The following is a 16,486-nucleotide window of genomic DNA, read 5'->3' on the forward strand; positions in this document are numbered from 1 at the left end:
CACGCTTCCGCTAACGCAACTTGCGGGAACTTGGCCTCTCTTCTCGCCCATTCTTGAACCGAAAAGCTATTTCGGACGCTCTGTTTCCTGTATAGTGACCTAATGTTGCTATTGAAGCGCCGCGCGTTCCTTGTAAGCCTTGCGGCCGGCGTCGCGGCCGGCGGCCTTCCTCTCGCATTCGCCGCGCAACCCAAACTCACTGTTACCAAAGACCCCAATTGCGGATGTTGCACCGCGTGGGCGACGCACTTGCAGAAAAACGGATTTGAAGTAACGCTTATCGATAACCCGCAAATCAACCGCCTAAAGGCAAAACTTGGCGTGCCATCCGCCCTCGCATCCTGTCATACCGCGGAAACCGAGGGTTACGTCATCGAAGGCCATGTACCTGCGGATTCGATTCACCGTCTGCTCCGCGACCGACCGAAAGTCAGAGGTCTTGCGGTGCCAGGCATGCCAATCGGCTCGCCGGGGATGGAAGTCGAAGGCACGCCGCCCGAAACCTACAGCGTGATTGCTTTTGGTCCGGGCGGCCAGTTCGTTTTTGCTCGCTATGAAGGTGGCCGTGAGCTCGCGGTGCGTTAGCAACCGGGCACTTATCCAGTCGTGACGTCATTCGACTCGGATGATACCCATCATGCCGCCTTCCTGATGTTCCAGGATGTGGCAATGAAACATCCAGTCGCCGAGATTGTCCGCGACCAGAGCGATTTCGACACGTTCACGCGGCGCCAACAGGACCGTATCCTGCCATTCCTTATATCGGGTGGGTTGCCCGTTCCTACTTAACACCCGGAACGAATGACCATGCAGATGCATGGGGTGGTGCCAGGTTGTCTCGTTGACCATCTCGATTATGTACGAGCGGTTCAATGAAAATGTCAGGAGCGGTTTGTGCACGTGGCCCCTCGCGGCCACGCCATTGATTGCCCAGGCCAAGCCGTTTTGAAACAGCGTGCGTATATCCGCACGCTTACCGTCCAGGATGGCAGCCCTCATCTGGCCCATCATCCCGCCCCCCAGCACAATCTTATGTCGGTCTGCCGCGTCCAGGGCGGGCTCGGGAATTGGGTTGGCAGGAAGACGAATATGATCCCTGGCAAAAGACGTGCGCAGCGGCGGCTCTTCGCTGTAAACAAGATTAAGCAGGCGGTAGTTGAGGCTGCTATAAAACCTGTCAACGACACGGAAGCTCTGGCCGGGCGCGCCGGTCATGTCCACAATCAGATCCGCCCGCATGGCCGGTCCAAGTACGACGCGTCCGTTCGGCGGCTCGTGCGGCTCGACCGGCTGCCCGTCCAAAGCGGTCACCTTTGGCGCATGGCCCTCGAACTCCAGTGCAAATATCCGTGCATTTGCGGTATTGATCAGGCGCAACCGAATTCGCTCTCCGGCGCGCACCTGAAATGTATCACGAACAGCACCGTTGACGGTGACGACATTACCGATCCGCCCCCCATGAGCAACATCGTGCATATTTCTGAAATCGTCGCTGATCGAAGCGTCCTTCAACAACCGCCAGTCACTGAGCAGCCAGGTAATGTCGCGGTCGACTTCAACCGGATCCCGTTCGTCGACAATCAGCGCGCCCGACAGACCGCGGCCGACTTGCTCGGCACTGCTCTGGTGCGGATGATACCAGTAGGTACCGGCGTCGGGGCACTCGAATTCGTAGGTGAAATACCCGCCGGGTGCGATGGGCTTTTGCGTGAGATGCGGCACCCCGTCCATCGCGTTCGGCAACCGGATGCCATGCCAGTGAACCGTTGTGTCTTCGGGCAGGCGGTTCTCGACAACGACCCGAAGACGTTCGCCCTGCCTGACGCGGATTTCCGGTCCAGGGACGCGCCCTTCATAACACCACACCTCGGTTGTCGGATGCTGCACTCCGACCAGCGACAGGCGCGCGGATGCTGCAACAAGCGGGAACTCCTTTGCTGCGCCTGCAGCGCCGTGTGCCGGCAAAGGCAACGAGCCCGCCGCGAGCAGGCTTGCGGTGCCGGTCAGTATATCGCGCCGGTTGATCATACCTGAGTTCATGTCCGCTTCTCCTCGACCGCCCGAGCGTCACTTCCTGCGGCTTTCCGAACCTTCGACCCCTTCACCACCGCATAGACGGCCGGTATCGCGATAAGCGTCAGCAGGGTCGATGAGCCCATGCCGCCAATCATCGGAACGGCAATGCGCTGCATCACCTCCGAACCGACACCCGTGCTCCAGAGAATCGGAGTTAGCCTGCCTTGATGGCTGCCACGGTCATCATCTTCGGCCGCCCGCGCCCGACCGCGCCTTCCATGATGGCAGGGCTCATCTGCTGCAGAGGCCTTATCACTGCTTACGTCGGAGGTTCTTCGTTCGAGAAGGTCGCGCGGACGTTAAAACGGTAATCACTTTCGGCTCCTTTCAGCCGTAAGGCGTAGATGCTTCCCCCCGATAGCAGCCACCGAGCATAACGAGCCATGCGAATATTGTCTTGGCCGCCTTCAATTGGTCCAATATCCTCGCCGGATGCGGCTTCCGTCAATTAACAGCGCTGCCGGCGGGTCGGCACTTCTGATCTGTGTATTTTGGCAAGCCAGGGCATTGCCAGAGGTTAGGATTTTATCTCTTGCATCCCCTTGAATTTAGCATAGGGGCGCGATCCGAACTTGCCGAACAGAAAGACTGTGTATTCCTCGGGAGGCGAACCTTCCACTTCCATTCCGGGTGACCCGACCGGCATGTTAGGGACTGCCAAGCCCTTTGCTTGGGGCCGCTCCGCCAACAAACGGCGGATGGCCGAGGCCGGGACATGGCCTTCTATCACATAGCCGTCCACCTCGGCCGTATGGCACGAGGCAAGCTCGCGCGGTACACCCAGTTTCGCCTTGACCCGGTTGATCGCGGCAGAATCCAAAGTTTCTGTAGCAAAGCCAGCCGAGCGCAAGTGCTCAACCCAGGCGTCGCAGCATCCGCAGTTCGGGTCCTTGTTGACTGTGATCTTCAGGTTTGCATATGAGCGGCCCGGTGAAAATAGCAGTATGCTCACCGAAGCTGCCAACCCTAGGAGGTCGCGTCTTTTCATCGCCGTTGTCCTTTCAGGGCGTACGGTCGCGAGTGCCTGCACTGGCAAAGTTACGAGGGCAAAGTCTCTTTTGCAATTTCATTTGCCGGCCTCCTCCGCAGGATTTGATCCATCAACGTCTGGAGACAGAATTAACGACTTGAGGAACGGAGGATTTCTGGCTCATCGTATCAATCCAGGAGCGAAGATGAGAAAGCAATCCGCGTAGCCGATCGTTTGTGCCGTCTGTAGGAGCGCAGGAACTGTGCGTTGATGGCGACGATGATGGTACTGGCCGACATGAAGACGGCGGCCACGGCGGGCGTCATCATAAAGCCGGTCCCGAAGGTGATGCCGGCTGCCATGGGCACGGCGATCGCGTTGTAGGCCGTCGCCCAGATGAGGTTCTGCACCATCTTGCGATAGGTAGCGCGCGAGAGCCCGAGGATGGCGCCGACATCACGTGGATCGCTTCTGACCAGCACGACGTCCGCGGATTCTACGGCGACGTCGGTGCCCGCGCCGATTGCGATCCCGAGATCGGCTACGACCAAAGCAGGCGCATCGTTCACGCCGTCGCCGACCATGGCAACAGACCGCCCGCGCCTCTGAAGCTCCGCGATCTTCTCGGACTTTTGGTCGGGGAGTACTTCGGCGAAGTATTCGGTGATGCCGAGTTCCTCTGACACCGCCTTTGCAACGCCCTCGGCATCGCCTGTGAGCATGACTGAGCTGATCCCGAGGGACTTGAGTTCGGCGATCGCGTCCTTCGATTCCGGACGAACGATGTCCGCAAGCGCAAAGAGTGCGCGCGGCTCGCCGTTGCGGACGAGAACGACGACCGTCTTGCCTTGTCCTTCCAATTTCTTGAGGCTGTCATGGACGATGGCGTTGCCCTGCCGTGCGAGGTGGCCGGGGCTGACGATACGCACGTCCTCGCCGTTGACCTTGGCGACAATGCCTTCTCCGGTGATGTTGCTCACCTCGCTCGCCTTGGGAATGCTCAGGTTACGGTCCTTCGCCTCGGCGACGATGCCGTGGGCGATAGGGTGCTCGGACTGGCTCTCGGCGGCCGCCGCATAGGCCAGATCTTCGTTCTCGTCGCCACCAGCGAGCAGCACGATGTCGCTGACGCCGAAGCGGCCCTCGGTCAGGGTGCCGGTCTTGTCGAACACCACGGTATTGAGGTTGCGCGCGCGCTCAAAGGCGGCGCGGTCACGGATCAGGAGTCCATTCCCGGCTGACAGCGAGGTGCTGACCGCGACGACCAACGGAACCGCTAGGCCCAGCGCGTGCGGACAGGCGACGACCATCACCGTCACCATTCGCTCCATCGCGAATTCGAGCGGCGCGCCCAATACCAGCCACCAAACAAAGAGCGTTCCGAAACCGACTGTGAGCGCTATATAGGTCAGCCATGAGGCCGCACGGTTCGCCAGGTCCTGGGTACGTGACCGGGTGGCTTGCGCCTTCTTAACCAGGTCGATGACCTGCGCCAGATAGGTGGCGTCGCCGGTGGCGGTCACTTCGATGATAACGGCATTGGCGCCGTTGATTGCGCCGCCGATGGCGGTCGCGCCGACGGTCTTGGATACGGGGCGGGATTCACCAGTCAACATCGCTTCGTTGAAGCCGGATGAGCCCTCGACGATCTTGCCGTCAACGGGCACCTTGGCGCCAGGACGAACCAGCACGCGGTCTCCCGGCTGCAGGGCCGAGATCGCAACCTCGTGGGTCGTGCCGTATGCGTCGATCTTTGTCGCACTGTCGGGCAGGAGCCTGACAAGCTCCTCCAGCGCTCGCGATGCGCCCATAATCGAGCGCATCTCGATCCAGTGCCCGAGCAGCATGATGGCGATCAGCGTCACCAGCTCCCAGTAGAATTCCTCGCCCGGAAAGCCGAAGGTGACCGCGGCCGAGAAGAAGTAGGCGGCCGAGATGGCCAGAGCGATCAGGGTCATCATTCCGGGCTGGCCCTTGCGCAGCTCGGAGATGAAGCCTGTCAGGAACGGCCATCCGCCATAGACGTAGGCAATGGTCGAGAGCACGAAGAGGACGTAGCGGTCGCCCGGGAAGGCCAATGCCTCGGCTATGCCGAACCAGTGCTGAATCATCGGAGAGAGGAGGAGCACCGGCGGTGTGAGGATCAGCGTCGCCCAGAAGCGGCGGCGAAAATCGGCCACCATAGCCGCGTGATCATGACCGCCATGCCCTGCGTGTTCAGAGTGTGTGGAACCGCCGGCCGCGACGATCTCGACCCGTGTTGTCGATGAAGGATAGCCATTCCCGCCACCGTGCGCACTGTGGTCGTGATGTTCGGAACTGGTGTGCGGCCGATTTACGGTCATTCTATCAATCCTGAGTGGGGCGTTTGCGGCTCGGGTCCGCTCGCTAGTCATCAGACGGCCAAATTGACTTCTGCGTGTTGCCGCGGGTGTCCGCCGGCGTGGTAGCGGTAGCGGGCACAAGCGTGGCAGCCTCAATGACACGGCGCCCCTCGGAACCAGCGAGCCGTCCACGGTCGAAATCTCGCCGAGCTTCAGACGCGGGGCCGGCATTCCCTGACCAGCCATGCCTCAGTGGGAAGACGACAGACATAGTGACCTTCATCACCATGTTGAAGGCAGCCCTGCGCTCTACGGACCGTTACCGCGTAGCCCCAAGACCGCCTGTCTTCTCTGTCGGCTCGCAACTCTACTGCGCGCGCTGAATCGCGCCGGACCGGCGGTTGACATTGAAGCGGTCGACCAGCACCCCCTCCGTCGTGACGATCTCGGCGACGATCGTGTCCTTGTCGGCGTCCTTGATTTCACCGAGTTTCATGCGCGGGTTGCCTTGCGCCTGAAGAAGACGCTCAAAATGGTCATGCACATCATCGACCGACACGTTCCTGCTTGGCGTAACGACACCAAGACCCAGGGCGCCGCGGTCCTGTCCCATCATGCCCCCCATCATGCCGGGCTGTTGACCCATCCTTCCGGACATCATTGGGCACATCATCATGCCCTGATGCATCGGCATGGCGCCGGCCATCGGCATCTGGCCGCTCATCATTCCGGGCCCCATCATGCCTGGTCCCGTCCTTCCGGGGCCCATCGTGCCCTGAGGCATACCTTGCATCATCTGCCGCCCCATCATCGGGCCCATCCCAGGAGTTGTCGGCGCTTGCGCGGTCTGCCCCGCGGGAGCGGCGCCCGCGACTGTAACGCCGAGCTTATCGAGCGTTGCCTTTTCAGGCTCGCCGGTCACCGGGAGATGGTGCTGCGACTGGTATTTCCGGATGGCGGCGCGGGTCTCCTCGGTCAGAATGCCGTCTACCTTCACGGCAATTCCTTGTTTGTTCAAAGCCTCCTGTACGGACTTGATCGTGGCCTCGGACAGGGCGACGGAAGTCGGCGCCGTCATCATTGCAGGCTGGGCTACAGCGGAAACACTCGCCAGCACAGGAGTGAGGATCGTCGCCGCGGAAGCCATCATGGCAGCGAGTGCGCTTGTCTTGAGATAGAGTTTCATGTTCATTCTCCTTGGAGTGGGGTTAGGTCGTTCACATCGAATTTGGAATTCTGTGAGTGAGACTCAAGCTATGCGGGACCTTTCGTGAGCCGATAGAACCGCGGAATAAAGGCCGCGACTTGCTCGGCATAGCGCCGGTAAGCTTCGCCGAATTGCGCTTCGACTTCGCGTTCCTCACGTTTGGCGAGGCGCCAATACATCACGAGCAGCACCGGCAGCATCAGACCTGTTACCAGGGTCGGCCATTGCAGGAAGAAGCCGATGATGATGATAATGAGCGCAAATCCGGCATATTGCCTGCGCCGGACGTGGGCATAGGGACCCGTGGTTGCGAGTTCTCCGGTAATCGCCACTCGACTCCAACGAGGCATGTCCTCGTTGGGCATGGCTCCGCGCATCAAACCTATCTGACCTTCTCTATTTTCGTCACTGTGAATTGACCTTTGACCTTCTCAACGTCGAATTTCACCTTGTCGCCAATCTTCACAGATTTGAGCATTGCCGGGTCCTGCGCCCGGAACACCATAGTCATCCCGTCCATATCGAACTTTTTGATAGGTCCGTGCTTGATTGTGAGCTTGCCCTCGGCCGCGTCGACTTTCGTAATTTGGCCGTCAATGAGCTGCGTGGTCTGCGCCTGAACCAGGTTGCTATGGATAACCGCCATCGTCGGAGCGCCGAGCACGAACATCACGGCGGCGATCATCATCATTCTTCTGGTCATAGTTTTCTCCTTTCTGGCTTATTGTTCATCTACTTCACGCCGACAGTGCCGATCATCCCGGCTTCGCGATGACCCGGGATGAGGCACGCAAATTCAAACGTGCCCGCCTTGCTAAAGCGCCAAACGATCTCAGCTTTCTTTTTGGGCTGAATTGTCTTGCTGTTCGGGTCGTCATGCTCCATTTCTGGATTTTTCTTCATCTCTTCGGCGTGCTTGAGATTATCCTCGATGCTCGCCAGCGTGAATTCATGGGGTATCGCCCCGGCATTGGTGATGATGAAGCGAACTTGCTCACCCCGCTTCACATCGACCTTGTTCGGGATGTAAATCATCTTTCCATCTTCAGTTTCCCGCATCGTGACCATCACGATCCGCGCTGACTTCTTAGGGTCACCAGGCTGCCCCGCCGAAAACTCGCTGTGACTATGCGAATGTCCTGGCTGGCCCGGTCCCGCGATGGCGGCTGATGACAACAACAGAACCGAAAAGGCTGCCGCTGGCAGCAGCGCCGTATGCGACGCGGTTAGTCCGCAGGGGGGCATTGATTTCTCCATCTCGATTCAATGTTGATGTTTGGCGGGCCGTTTCGACCCAGGCTTAACGACGTCGAATTCCATCCGTGCCTTCTCGCCTGACTGCGGCGGGCCGGCGCGCACAGGTTCCGTTGTCTTGCCCTTGAACTCGTAGGCAACCGTGCCCGGCGGATGCTCGTAATCTGGCGGGTCCTTGTAGTCGTCGCGCGCGATACCCTTTCGGACCTTCACGACCGAGAACATGCCGCCCATTTCGATGGGGCCAAACGGGCCAAATCCGGTCATCATCGGCAGTGTGTTGTCCGGCATGGGCATTTCCATTTCGCCCATCTCCGCCATGCCGGCCGAACCCATCGGCATGTAGTCCGGCACCAGCCGCCTGATGGCGCGCTGCGCGGTTCGCTTATCTACGCCGATGAATGTCTTCACGTCATGGCCCATCGCGTTCATCGTATGGTGTGACTTGTGGCAATGAATCGCCCAGTCACCCATTTCGTCTGCTGTGAATTCGAAGGACCTCATCGCCCCGACAGGCACGTCCGTAGTCACTTCGAGGATTCGCGCAGTTTCCGGCACCCAGCCGCCATCCGTGCAGGTGACCGTGAACGGCGCACCATGCTTGTGGATCGGGTGGTTGGTCATGGTCAGGTTGCCGATGCGGATGCGAACCTTGTCGCCGTAATTGCAAACGAAGGGATCGATCCCCGGGAACACACGGCTGTTCCAGGCCCAGAGATTGAAGTCGAGCATCGTCATGACCTTTGGCGTGTAGGTGCCGGGGTCGATATCGTAGCCAGCCATCAGGAAGACGAAGTCCCGATCAACGCGCTGAAAATTCGGATCGGCTGGATGGATCACGAGAAAACCCATCATGCCCATTGCCATCTGGACCATCTCATCCGCATGAGGGTGGTACATATGCGTGCCGCTTTTCGTCGCCACGAACTCATAAACGAAGGTTTTGCCCGGCTTGATATGCGGCTGCGTCAGCCCGCCGACCCCGTCCATGCCGCTCGGCAGCACAACGCCGTGCCAGTGCACCGTCGTGTGCTCCGGCAGCTTGTTGGTCACGAAGATGCGAACCTTGTCGCCTTCGACGCATTCGATCGTGGGCCCCGGCGACTGGCCGTTATAGCCCCACAGATGCGCCTTCATACCCGGCGACATTTCCCGCACTACCGGCTCGGCAACGAGATGAAATTCCTTCCATCCATCCTTCATGCGAAACGGCAAGGTCCAGCCATTGAGCGTGACCACCGGTTGATAATCGGGGCCGGTCTTCGGGTGGAGCGGCGGTTGCATCGCAGGAGATTCCTGGATGACCGCCTCCGGAATTTCGGAGGCTTTGCCGCGACCGCTGACAAGCGCTGCGCCCGCCAGCACGAGGGCGGAACTGCCGATGAAGTTTCTGCGTGACTTGTTCATGTTTGTGTATTCCTTTAATGCCCGCCGCCGCCATCGGCAGCAGCCACAGTCGGTCCTTTCGATTCGCCCTCGCCTCCACCAGTTCCACCGCCCAACACCGCAGCACCCAGGTTGGTGGCTGCGAGCCAGAATGCGCGTTCTGCCTCGATTCCAGTGGTCGTCGCAGCGATCCGAGAACGCGCTTCGGTCAAAAGCGTGAATACGTCCACTTGCATCGCGTTGTAGCGAAGTAGCGTCTCATCTGAGATGATTTTGCGCAGGGGCAGAACTTCGCGCTGATAATGCCGCGCGATGTCGTAGGCCGCACGATACGTCCGGTATGCGTCACGCGCCTCCGAGCGAACGTTGACCGCTTTTGCTGCCAAGCGATTGACGGCCTGCATATAGGTTTCCTCCGCTTGACGAACCTTCGATGTTCCAAGATCAAAAATTGGAATCTGAAGTTCGATCTCAATCCCACGCTCTTTCTCAACTTCGACGACGCCCTCATCATTTGTGGCCTTGACCCGCTTTTTGATGCCCGAGAGGTCGAGGACCGACACGAAGCGTGTGGCATTCGTCAGGTCGAAGGAGGTCGCAAGCGCTTGCACTTCCATCCGGGCAATTTGCAGATCGAGACGTCTCGCCACGGCCGCACGCTCGACATCGGGTTGCGCGTTCGGTCGGGCCGGCACGCGCGGCAAACGTGTCGGTAGCTTGAACGCGGTATCTGCCCCCCATAGCCCCATAACGCGCGTCAGGCGTTCGCGTTCTGTAGAGGCCAGCTGACGCGCCTGCGCTAGTTGTGCGGTTAGTTCGGCAAAGAAAACTTGATTCCGCGCCTGGTCGAGCTTGTTCATCGTGCCCGCTTCGCCGAGCTCTTTTGAAAGCTCCGTCGCAGCCTGAGCGGAGGATTGCGACTGCACAAGAAACCCCACGATAACTCCGGCCGAAACCGCCCGATAATAGTCACGGCGGGCTTCGGTTGCGACCCGCAAGGTCGCGTCTGCGGCCTTGAGCTGCGCCTGACGAAACCGATCCGTAGCGATCTTGGCCTTGGCTGGCAGCGTCAGAAGCGAGAGAATGCTGCCAATTATTCGGGCCTCGATCTCTAAGCTACCCGCACCGGCGATGCGCTCAATCGTGAAGGTCGGGTTTGGAGGCAGGCTGGCCTGCACCATCTGCGCTTCGGAAATCCCCAGTTCGTTATAAGCCGCTTGAAGCTCGCGGTTGTTTAGAAGCGCGATCTGCACCGCGTCGTCGGCCGATAACCGCCGGGCCAAAAGCCTGTCGACTGTCGCCCGGGCTGCGGCGGCGTCCTCTTCCGACCGGATCGCCAAGACCTCTTTGCCAAGTGGCGCCCCACCAAATTCCTCCACCGCACTCATACCGCGATCAGGAGAAAAGGATGCACATCCCCCGAGCCCAAGCACGACGGCCAGAAGGCCGATTCGAAACGGAAGGGTCGGTCCCCAGATTGCCTTCATTGCGCTTCTCCTTTCGGAGTGACGCGTTCATTTCGCTCACGCCAAGGCTTGGGCACAACGGGGCGCTGAGATGAATAGCCAGCAAGCACGGGATTGTAGCGAGCAGCGCGCACCGGAGCGTCCGGGTCGGACGGATCGGCCGCAATCGGAGCTGAACGCACCGTCGTGCACCCGGCCGAAATGCCGGCCAAGAACAGCATAGCCACAACGTTGAATGATCGTTTGAAAGGCGTCGGACCGCGCTCCTTTGCGGGCCGGACAGCCGGACGATGCAATAGCATGACACCCCACCAAATGATTGACGAACGGATGCCCGCCCGCGCTGCCTATGGCAGACGCGTGCGTGCAACTAACGATGGCTCAATCAGGTGATGGGAGGACGTATAATGCGACCGGGACCTTGACCGTCCACGCCGGCCACGGGGAATGGCAGCATTTGCGAAGCAGCGACCGGAAGGGGAAGAGAAACCCGCAGATCGGTAACGACAGCGCTAGAAGCAAACAAACCACAACAGGCCGTTGACGGGCCCTTGCTTTCATCGGCCCCAGACGAGGGGCCGTCATTTCCCTGGCTATGCGTCGCCCCGGCATCGTGGACGTGAACGCCAGAGTCTGACGATACATGATTGTGGTGCGATCCGTCCTGCTTCAGGCAGTGGGCGAGCGTGCCAGCGCCCGCAATTGCCATTGTGGTATGCGGTGCCAAAACCGCAAATGCGTAAGTGAAGGCCAGAAACACGGCCGCCTTCAATCGCATGCTGCGGGTCAGAAAAATCAACATCCTACCGGTTCGGTTAGTCGCATCGTCTTCAGGATAGTGCCAATGTCCTCGGTTGCCAACCCTAAATGCAGCGTGGAACCTTCCCACGCGGGAGCCTACGGCCTTGATTTGTTGAGACGAAAATCAAGTTCGCTGGACACTGTCGTGCAAAACTTCAAACGCGTGGGCGCTCCGGCACACCTGAGGCTTTTCTACGCGGCGACCGCGAGGCCTTAGGCCCTCCGGCCAGATCGGCGATGATTGGACATTCGTCCCGCTTCTCGCCGCGACAACTGCGCACCAGATGGCGCAACGTGCCGATCATCTCCTCAAGCTTGGCCGTCTGCTCCTGCAGCTCAGCGATATGCGCGTTGGCGATCGCCCTTATCTCTGCATTACCACGCCGACGATCGTCCCAGAGCTGGAGCAGCTCTCGAATGCGCTCGATGGAAAACCCGAGATCGCGTGAGCGACGCACGAAAGCCAACCGATGCACATCGGCAGCGTCGTAATCACGATACCCGCTATCTTTTCGAACAGCTTTAGGAAGCAACCCGATACTCTCATAGTATCGAATCATCTTCGCCGAAACACCAGAAGCTCGTGACGCTAGTCCTATGTTCATCGATCAACACCAGCCAGACGCTCGGAATTTCGAGTATTATTGATCCGCACGGAATTTCAATCACCTGCTGTAGCTATCAGAGCGGCGATCGACAGCGCAGTAAGGAGGCTCGCGTTGCGAACGGCGAACGCAACAACCACGGTCGCTGTAAGCTCCATAAGATCTCGCGTCCTTCTGCTAACCATATCCGATTTGTCCATAAATCAACGCCCTACCATACCAAAATCCCGCACTCGATCGGTCCCTCGCGGCAGGCTTTCATCTGATAACTTGGCCAGTCTTGTCGATTAAAAGTATTATCGCGGATATCAGAATGCGAGGTTTCGGCACGGAGCGCCGATCTAGCCGCTTTTGAAGCCATCGTATTCGCGATCAAGGCCGCCGCGATCATCAAAGACGAGGCAGCGATCATGGTTAGGAGACATCTGCGCATCATTAAGTTTTCCAACACGTTTAGTTCGCCGCAAAAATGCTGTGAACTCCGGCGAGCAGCGACCACACTCATGGTGTGGTCACTGACGGCGGAAGCTCCACTACTGCTCTCGCACTCGTTTCGTCCCCACTGCTGAATGCAGATTGGCGGGATAGCCGGCGCGCTCCAGAGCAGCGAGAAACTCCGATTCGGGTGCCGCGCTATCGACCCGCGCTTCGCGGCCATGTGAATCGATTTCGATCCGGGTCTTTGGATCTACGCTCTGCAACACCTTGGTTACCGACTTGGCGCAGCCACCGCAGCTCATGTTTGGGATGTGGAAGCGAAGCATGGTGAAACTCCTTCATTCATTCCGCTTCCTATTCAATTGGGGTTTCCCATCGTGGGAAGGTCAACCCCCTAAATTTCACCCCACCTCCTTCTTGACCTTCCCATCATTGGAAGCCCCACATTTGCCCTCATTGCTCCAATGAAGGGTGTGAATCATGGCTTCTGAGATTGCGCTCCAACCCGCAAATGGCATTCCAGCGGGGCCGACGTTCAGCATCCGCGTCAACGGGATGACCTGCGCTTCGTGCGTCGGTCGGGTCGAGAAGGCGCTCAAATCGCTGCCAGGTGTAGCGTCAGCTTCTGTAAATCTTGCGACGGAGCGGGTCGATGTAGGCTTCAAAAGCGACCCCGACCCAGCCGCGGTTGCGCGCGCGATTCAAAATGTCGGATATTCTGTCGCGGAGGAGACCACAGAGCTCTCCATTGAGGGAATGACGTGCGCATCCTGCGTCGGCCGGGTCGAAGCCGTTTTGGCTGGGGTGCCAGGAGTTCTAAGCGCCACCGTCAATTTGGCCACAGAGAAGTCGCTCATCCGGCATTTCGCCGGCGCCATCTCCGCGGATGATCTCGTCGCGGCGGTCCGTTCGGCGGGCTATCAGGCTAGGCTCGTCGCCGCCGATATCTCAGGTCAGGCGGAAGATCGGCGTGAGGCGGAATTGAGGTCGCTACGCCGCGTGTTTCTAATCGCGACGGGTCTCACGTTGCCGGTGTTTATGCTCGAGATGGGTTCGCACCTCATTCCCGGCGTCCACGATTGGGTGATGACTAACATCGGCCATTATGAGAGCTGGTATCTGCAGTTCGTGCTCACTACGCTCGTCCTCTTCGGACCGGGGCTGCGCTTCTTTCTGAAGGGCATTCCTGCGCTCCTGCGCGGTACACCCGACATGAACTCCCTCGTAGCGCTTGGCACAAGCGCTGCCTGGGGATACTCAGTCGTAGCGACCTTCGCTGCTGGCCTGCTGCCCGAAGGTATGCGGAATGTATACTACGAGGCCGCAGCCGTTATCGTAACGCTAATCCTTTTCGGCCGCTTTCTCGAAGCTCGAGCTAAAGGCCGCACATCCGAGGCCATCAAGCGGCTAATGAGCTTGCACGCGAAGACTGCCAGCGTCGTGCGTAACGGCACGACAATCGAGCTGCCGGTTGCCGAGGTCCAGTGCGACGACATCATCCTCGTGCGCCCCGGCGAGCGAGTGCCCGTCGATGGCCAGGTCGCGGAGGGAAGCTCTTACGTCGACGAGTCGATGATAACCGGCGAGCCCCTACCCGTGCAAAAGATCGTTGGCGCCGAGGTGGTCGGCGGCACGATCAACAAGACTGGCGCCTTCACTTTCCGCGCTACCAAGGTCGGCGCCGACATGGTGTTGGCGCAGATCATCCGCATGGTGGAAAAAGCACAAGGCTCCAAGCTGCCACTTCAGGAGCTCGCGGACAGGGTCACCGCAGTCTTCGTGCCTATCGTGATGGGTTTGGCGGCGATGACTTTCGCGATCTGGTTATTGCTTGGTCCAGAACCCGCGCTCACATACGCACTGTTGAATGCCGTTTCCGTCCTCATCATCGCCTGCCCCTGCGCGATGGGTCTCGCTACCCCCACTTCGATCATGGTCGGAACAGGTCGCGCAGCCGAAATGGGCGTGCTGTTCCGCAACGGCGACACGTTGCAGACGCTTCGTTCAGTTAAGGTAATTGCTCTCGACAAGACCGGGACTCTCACAAAAGGACGTCCGGAGCTCACCGACTTCGTAACTGCGCAAGGCTTCTCAGAAGATGAGATCTTGCGCCTCGTTGCGGCCGCAGAGAGCCGCTCGGAACACCCGATCGGCGAATCAATCGTAGAGGAGGCGCTCAAGCGCAACCTGACGCTCGATCAAGTCGAGGCGTTTGAGGCTGTGCCGGGCTTGGGACTAACAGCGACGGTTCACGGCCGCACGGTAGAGGTCGGCTCCGATCACTACCTCAGGATGCTCGGCTACGACATGCTCGAGTTCGTTCAATCAGCGAAGCGACTCGCTGTTCAAGGCAAGACTCCGCTCTACGCGGCCGTAGACGGTCGACTTGCCGCCATGTTGGCAGTCTCCGATCCGATTAAGCCGTCCACGCCCGAAGCTATTGAAGCACTTCACCGACTAAACTTGAAAGTTGCGATGATCACAGGCGACAATAGCGAAACTGCGCGGGCTATCGGCAACCAGCTTGGCATCGACGAGATCGTTGCAGAGGTCTTGCCGGACGGGAAGGTCGAGGCTGTCCAGCGACTGGGGGCGCAGTTCGGGAGCATTGCCTTCGTCGGCGACGGCATCAACGACGCACCAGCCCTTGCGGCGGCCGACGTTGGTCTCGCGATCGGCACGGGCACTGACGTAGCAATCGAAGCGGCCGACGTAGTGCTGATGTCAGGTGACTTACGCGGAGTACCTAATGCGATCGCTGTCTCGCAGGCAACGATCCGCAACATCAAACAGAACTTGTTCTGGGCATTTGCTTATAATGCGGTGCTCATCCCGGTGGCGATTGGCGCCCTTTACCCCGCTTACGGCATTCTGCTTTCACCCATCTTTGCGGCTGCCGCCATGGCGCTTTCGAGCGTTTTTGTACTCGCGAACGCGCTAAGGCTCAAAAGGCCTTCGTCCGGCGATGATAGCAAATGCGGGACAGTCCGTTGCGCTCTCACCACACAGGGCATTCAACCAACCACTGGAAGAAAAGAGGTCGTCTAAGAATAGTGACCGCGCCAGCCGAAATCGGGACTACCAGAGATGGAAGCGGATCAGACGCGGTCGCTTGGCTAAATCAGCGATGCAGTCGGACTGAAAACTATGTCATATTGCGACTCAAAGGCAGCAGCATTTGAACCACTTCCGGTCGCCGGTCCTAACAACTACCTGAGATAGTGCACCGATGAGACAGCACGAGCGCCCAACTACTCACCATTTCACCGAAATGGCTACCGTGGCTTTTGTTGATCTGGCCGGTTTCAGCGCGATAACGGATGTTTACGGAGATGAGGAGGCAATCCGGATTATAGAACTCTTTGAGGAGTTGGTATCAGAGGCACTCAGTAGTCACGGGGCTCCGCTCAAGTGGATTGGCGATGAGGCTATGCTAGCATTCTCTAGCCCCGACTTGGCGCTTGAAATGCTCGGTCGTCTGTTAGCTTCATGTCGGTCTGAATCTAGGTTGCCCCTAACCCGTTGCGGAGTAAGCCACGGTCGAGTGATTCGAAGATCCAACGATGTCTTTGGTTCGACGGTCAATATTGCCTCGCGCGTTACCGCCCTTGCAGGGCCGGGGCAACTTCTTGCAACACAGTCCATCGCCGACATTGCACGCGCGAAGCAGATAGTCACAAGCGAGATTGGAAACATCGCCCTGCGGTCTGTTACTAGTGAAATACCCATCTTTTCCCTTGAGCTCGCCCCCGCTCCGGATCCGTCTTGGATAGACCCGGTGTGCAAAATGCATCCCCCTTATCGGGGCTTTAAACTCGAGCCCAGGGAAGAACCCTGGTTCTGTTCTGCAAGCTGCGCGGAGGCTTACAGCAAGTCCCCTAAAACCTATGCGATGAGAAGCGTGCTACAGATGAAATGATTATTTCGGAGATTCAAGCAGCAAGACGTATTTCGCCAAC

The 16,486-nt window shown here is 58.9% G+C and carries 14 protein-coding genes and 1 pseudogene; 3 read left to right on the forward strand and 12 right to left on the reverse strand.

Going from position 1 to position 16,486, the window contains the following annotated elements:
• Positions 1 to 102 precede the first annotated feature (102 nt).
• Positions 103 to 585, forward strand: a complete 483-nt coding sequence (locus tag ACK41X_RS00150; RefSeq protein ID WP_409717623.1) for a DUF411 domain-containing protein — start codon at positions 103 to 105, stop codon at positions 583 to 585.
• Positions 586 to 612: 27 nt separating this feature from the next.
• Here the strand turns inward: ACK41X_RS00150 and ACK41X_RS00155 are convergent, their stop codons facing one another.
• The 12 genes and pseudogenes from ACK41X_RS00155 to ACK41X_RS00210 form a co-directional block, all read right to left on the reverse strand.
• A complete protein-coding gene (locus tag ACK41X_RS00155) occupies positions 613 to 2,040 on the reverse strand; it encodes a multicopper oxidase family protein (protein ID WP_409717626.1) in 1,428 nt (475 codons plus the stop codon).
• Positions 2,037 to 2,317 (reverse strand): annotated as a pseudogene (locus ACK41X_RS00160) (efflux RND transporter permease subunit); the annotation flags it as partial. The pseudogene ACK41X_RS00160 and the gene ACK41X_RS00155, both read right to left, overlap by 4 nt.
• 276 nt (positions 2,318 to 2,593) lie before the next feature.
• Positions 2,594 to 3,064, reverse strand: a complete 471-nt coding sequence (locus tag ACK41X_RS00165) for a DUF411 domain-containing protein (protein WP_409717629.1) — start codon at positions 3,062 to 3,064, stop codon at positions 2,594 to 2,596.
• Positions 3,065 to 3,234: 170 nt separating this feature from the next.
• Entirely contained in the window at positions 3,235 to 5,391 is a 2,157-nt protein-coding gene (locus ACK41X_RS00170) for a heavy metal translocating P-type ATPase (protein ID WP_409717632.1), read from the reverse strand.
• Positions 5,392 to 5,737: 346 nt separating this feature from the next.
• Positions 5,738 to 6,556 carry a peptidoglycan-binding domain-containing protein gene (locus tag ACK41X_RS00175; protein ID WP_409717635.1) on the reverse strand — a complete coding sequence of 273 codons (819 nt, stop codon included), beginning with the start codon at positions 6,554 to 6,556 and terminating at the stop codon, positions 5,738 to 5,740.
• Positions 6,557 to 6,624: 68 nt separating this feature from the next.
• On the reverse strand, positions 6,625 to 6,909 hold the full coding sequence (locus ACK41X_RS00180; RefSeq protein WP_409717638.1) for a methyltransferase family protein: 285 nt from the start codon (positions 6,907 to 6,909) through the stop codon (positions 6,625 to 6,627).
• A gap of 50 nt (positions 6,910 to 6,959) precedes the next feature.
• A complete protein-coding gene (locus ACK41X_RS00185) occupies positions 6,960 to 7,280 on the reverse strand; it encodes a copper-binding protein (RefSeq protein ID WP_409717641.1) in 321 nt (106 codons plus the stop codon).
• Between the two features lie 29 nt (positions 7,281 to 7,309).
• Positions 7,310 to 7,834: a plastocyanin/azurin family copper-binding protein gene (locus tag ACK41X_RS00190; protein ID WP_409717644.1), complete on the reverse strand. Its 525-nt coding sequence runs from the start codon at positions 7,832 to 7,834 to the stop codon at positions 7,310 to 7,312.
• Between the two features lie 6 nt (positions 7,835 to 7,840).
• Positions 7,841 to 9,238, reverse strand: coding sequence for a multicopper oxidase family protein (locus tag ACK41X_RS00195; RefSeq protein WP_409717646.1), 1,398 nt, complete (start codon positions 9,236 to 9,238; stop codon positions 7,841 to 7,843).
• A gap of 14 nt (positions 9,239 to 9,252) precedes the next feature.
• Positions 9,253 to 10,704: a TolC family protein gene (locus ACK41X_RS00200; protein WP_409717649.1), complete on the reverse strand. Its 1,452-nt coding sequence runs from the start codon at positions 10,702 to 10,704 to the stop codon at positions 9,253 to 9,255.
• A 935-nt stretch (positions 10,705 to 11,639) separates the two neighbouring features.
• The gene (gene cueR / locus ACK41X_RS00205) at positions 11,640 to 12,089 is read right to left on the reverse strand and encodes a Cu(I)-responsive transcriptional regulator (RefSeq protein WP_409717652.1); all 450 of its coding nucleotides are present in this window, start codon (positions 12,087 to 12,089) and stop codon (positions 11,640 to 11,642) included.
• Between the two features lie 533 nt (positions 12,090 to 12,622).
• The gene (locus ACK41X_RS00210) at positions 12,623 to 12,853 is read right to left on the reverse strand and encodes a heavy-metal-associated domain-containing protein (RefSeq protein ID WP_409717655.1); all 231 of its coding nucleotides are present in this window, start codon (positions 12,851 to 12,853) and stop codon (positions 12,623 to 12,625) included.
• Positions 12,854 to 13,007: 154 nt separating this feature from the next.
• Between ACK41X_RS00210 and ACK41X_RS00215 the strand changes: the two genes are divergently transcribed.
• A complete protein-coding gene (locus ACK41X_RS00215; protein ID WP_409717658.1) occupies positions 13,008 to 15,575 on the forward strand; it encodes a heavy metal translocating P-type ATPase in 2,568 nt (855 codons plus the stop codon).
• A 223-nt stretch (positions 15,576 to 15,798) separates the two neighbouring features.
• Positions 15,799 to 16,446, forward strand: a complete 648-nt coding sequence (locus ACK41X_RS00220) for an adenylate/guanylate cyclase domain-containing protein (protein WP_409717926.1) — start codon at positions 15,799 to 15,801, stop codon at positions 16,444 to 16,446.
• Positions 16,447 to 16,486 lie beyond the last annotated feature (40 nt).

The sequence above is a fragment of the Pseudorhodoplanes sp. genome, assembly GCF_046289595.1.
Lineage (GTDB): Bacteria > Pseudomonadota > Alphaproteobacteria > Rhizobiales > Xanthobacteraceae > Pseudorhodoplanes.

Excerpts from the sequence above, each read along its gene's own strand:
- ACK41X_RS00150 (WP_409717623.1), top strand. The coding sequence starts at position 103 with ATGTTGCTATTGAAGCGCCGCGCGTTCCTTGTAAGCCTTGCGGCCGGC.
- ACK41X_RS00155 (WP_409717626.1), bottom strand. The coding sequence starts at position 2,040 with ATGAACTCAGGTATGATCAACCGGCGCGATATACTGACCGGCACCGCA.
- ACK41X_RS00165 (WP_409717629.1), bottom strand. The coding sequence starts at position 3,064 with ATGAAAAGACGCGACCTCCTAGGGTTGGCAGCTTCGGTGAGCATACTG.
- ACK41X_RS00170 (WP_409717632.1), bottom strand. The coding sequence starts at position 5,391 with ATGACCGTAAATCGGCCGCACACCAGTTCCGAACATCACGACCACAGT.
- ACK41X_RS00175 (WP_409717635.1), bottom strand. The coding sequence starts at position 6,556 with ATGAAACTCTATCTCAAGACAAGCGCACTCGCTGCCATGATGGCTTCC.
- ACK41X_RS00185 (WP_409717641.1), bottom strand. The coding sequence starts at position 7,280 with ATGACCAGAAGAATGATGATGATCGCCGCCGTGATGTTCGTGCTCGGC.
- ACK41X_RS00190 (WP_409717644.1), bottom strand. The coding sequence starts at position 7,834 with ATGGAGAAATCAATGCCCCCCTGCGGACTAACCGCGTCGCATACGGCG.
- ACK41X_RS00195 (WP_409717646.1), bottom strand. The coding sequence starts at position 9,238 with ATGAACAAGTCACGCAGAAACTTCATCGGCAGTTCCGCCCTCGTGCTG.
- ACK41X_RS00200 (WP_409717649.1), bottom strand. The coding sequence starts at position 10,704 with ATGAAGGCAATCTGGGGACCGACCCTTCCGTTTCGAATCGGCCTTCTG.
- cueR (WP_409717652.1), bottom strand. The coding sequence starts at position 12,089 with ATGAACATAGGACTAGCGTCACGAGCTTCTGGTGTTTCGGCGAAGATG.
- ACK41X_RS00210 (WP_409717655.1), bottom strand. The coding sequence starts at position 12,853 with ATGCTTCGCTTCCACATCCCAAACATGAGCTGCGGTGGCTGCGCCAAG.
- ACK41X_RS00215 (WP_409717658.1), top strand. The coding sequence starts at position 13,008 with ATGGCTTCTGAGATTGCGCTCCAACCCGCAAATGGCATTCCAGCGGGG.
- ACK41X_RS00220 (WP_409717926.1), top strand. The coding sequence starts at position 15,799 with ATGGCTACCGTGGCTTTTGTTGATCTGGCCGGTTTCAGCGCGATAACG.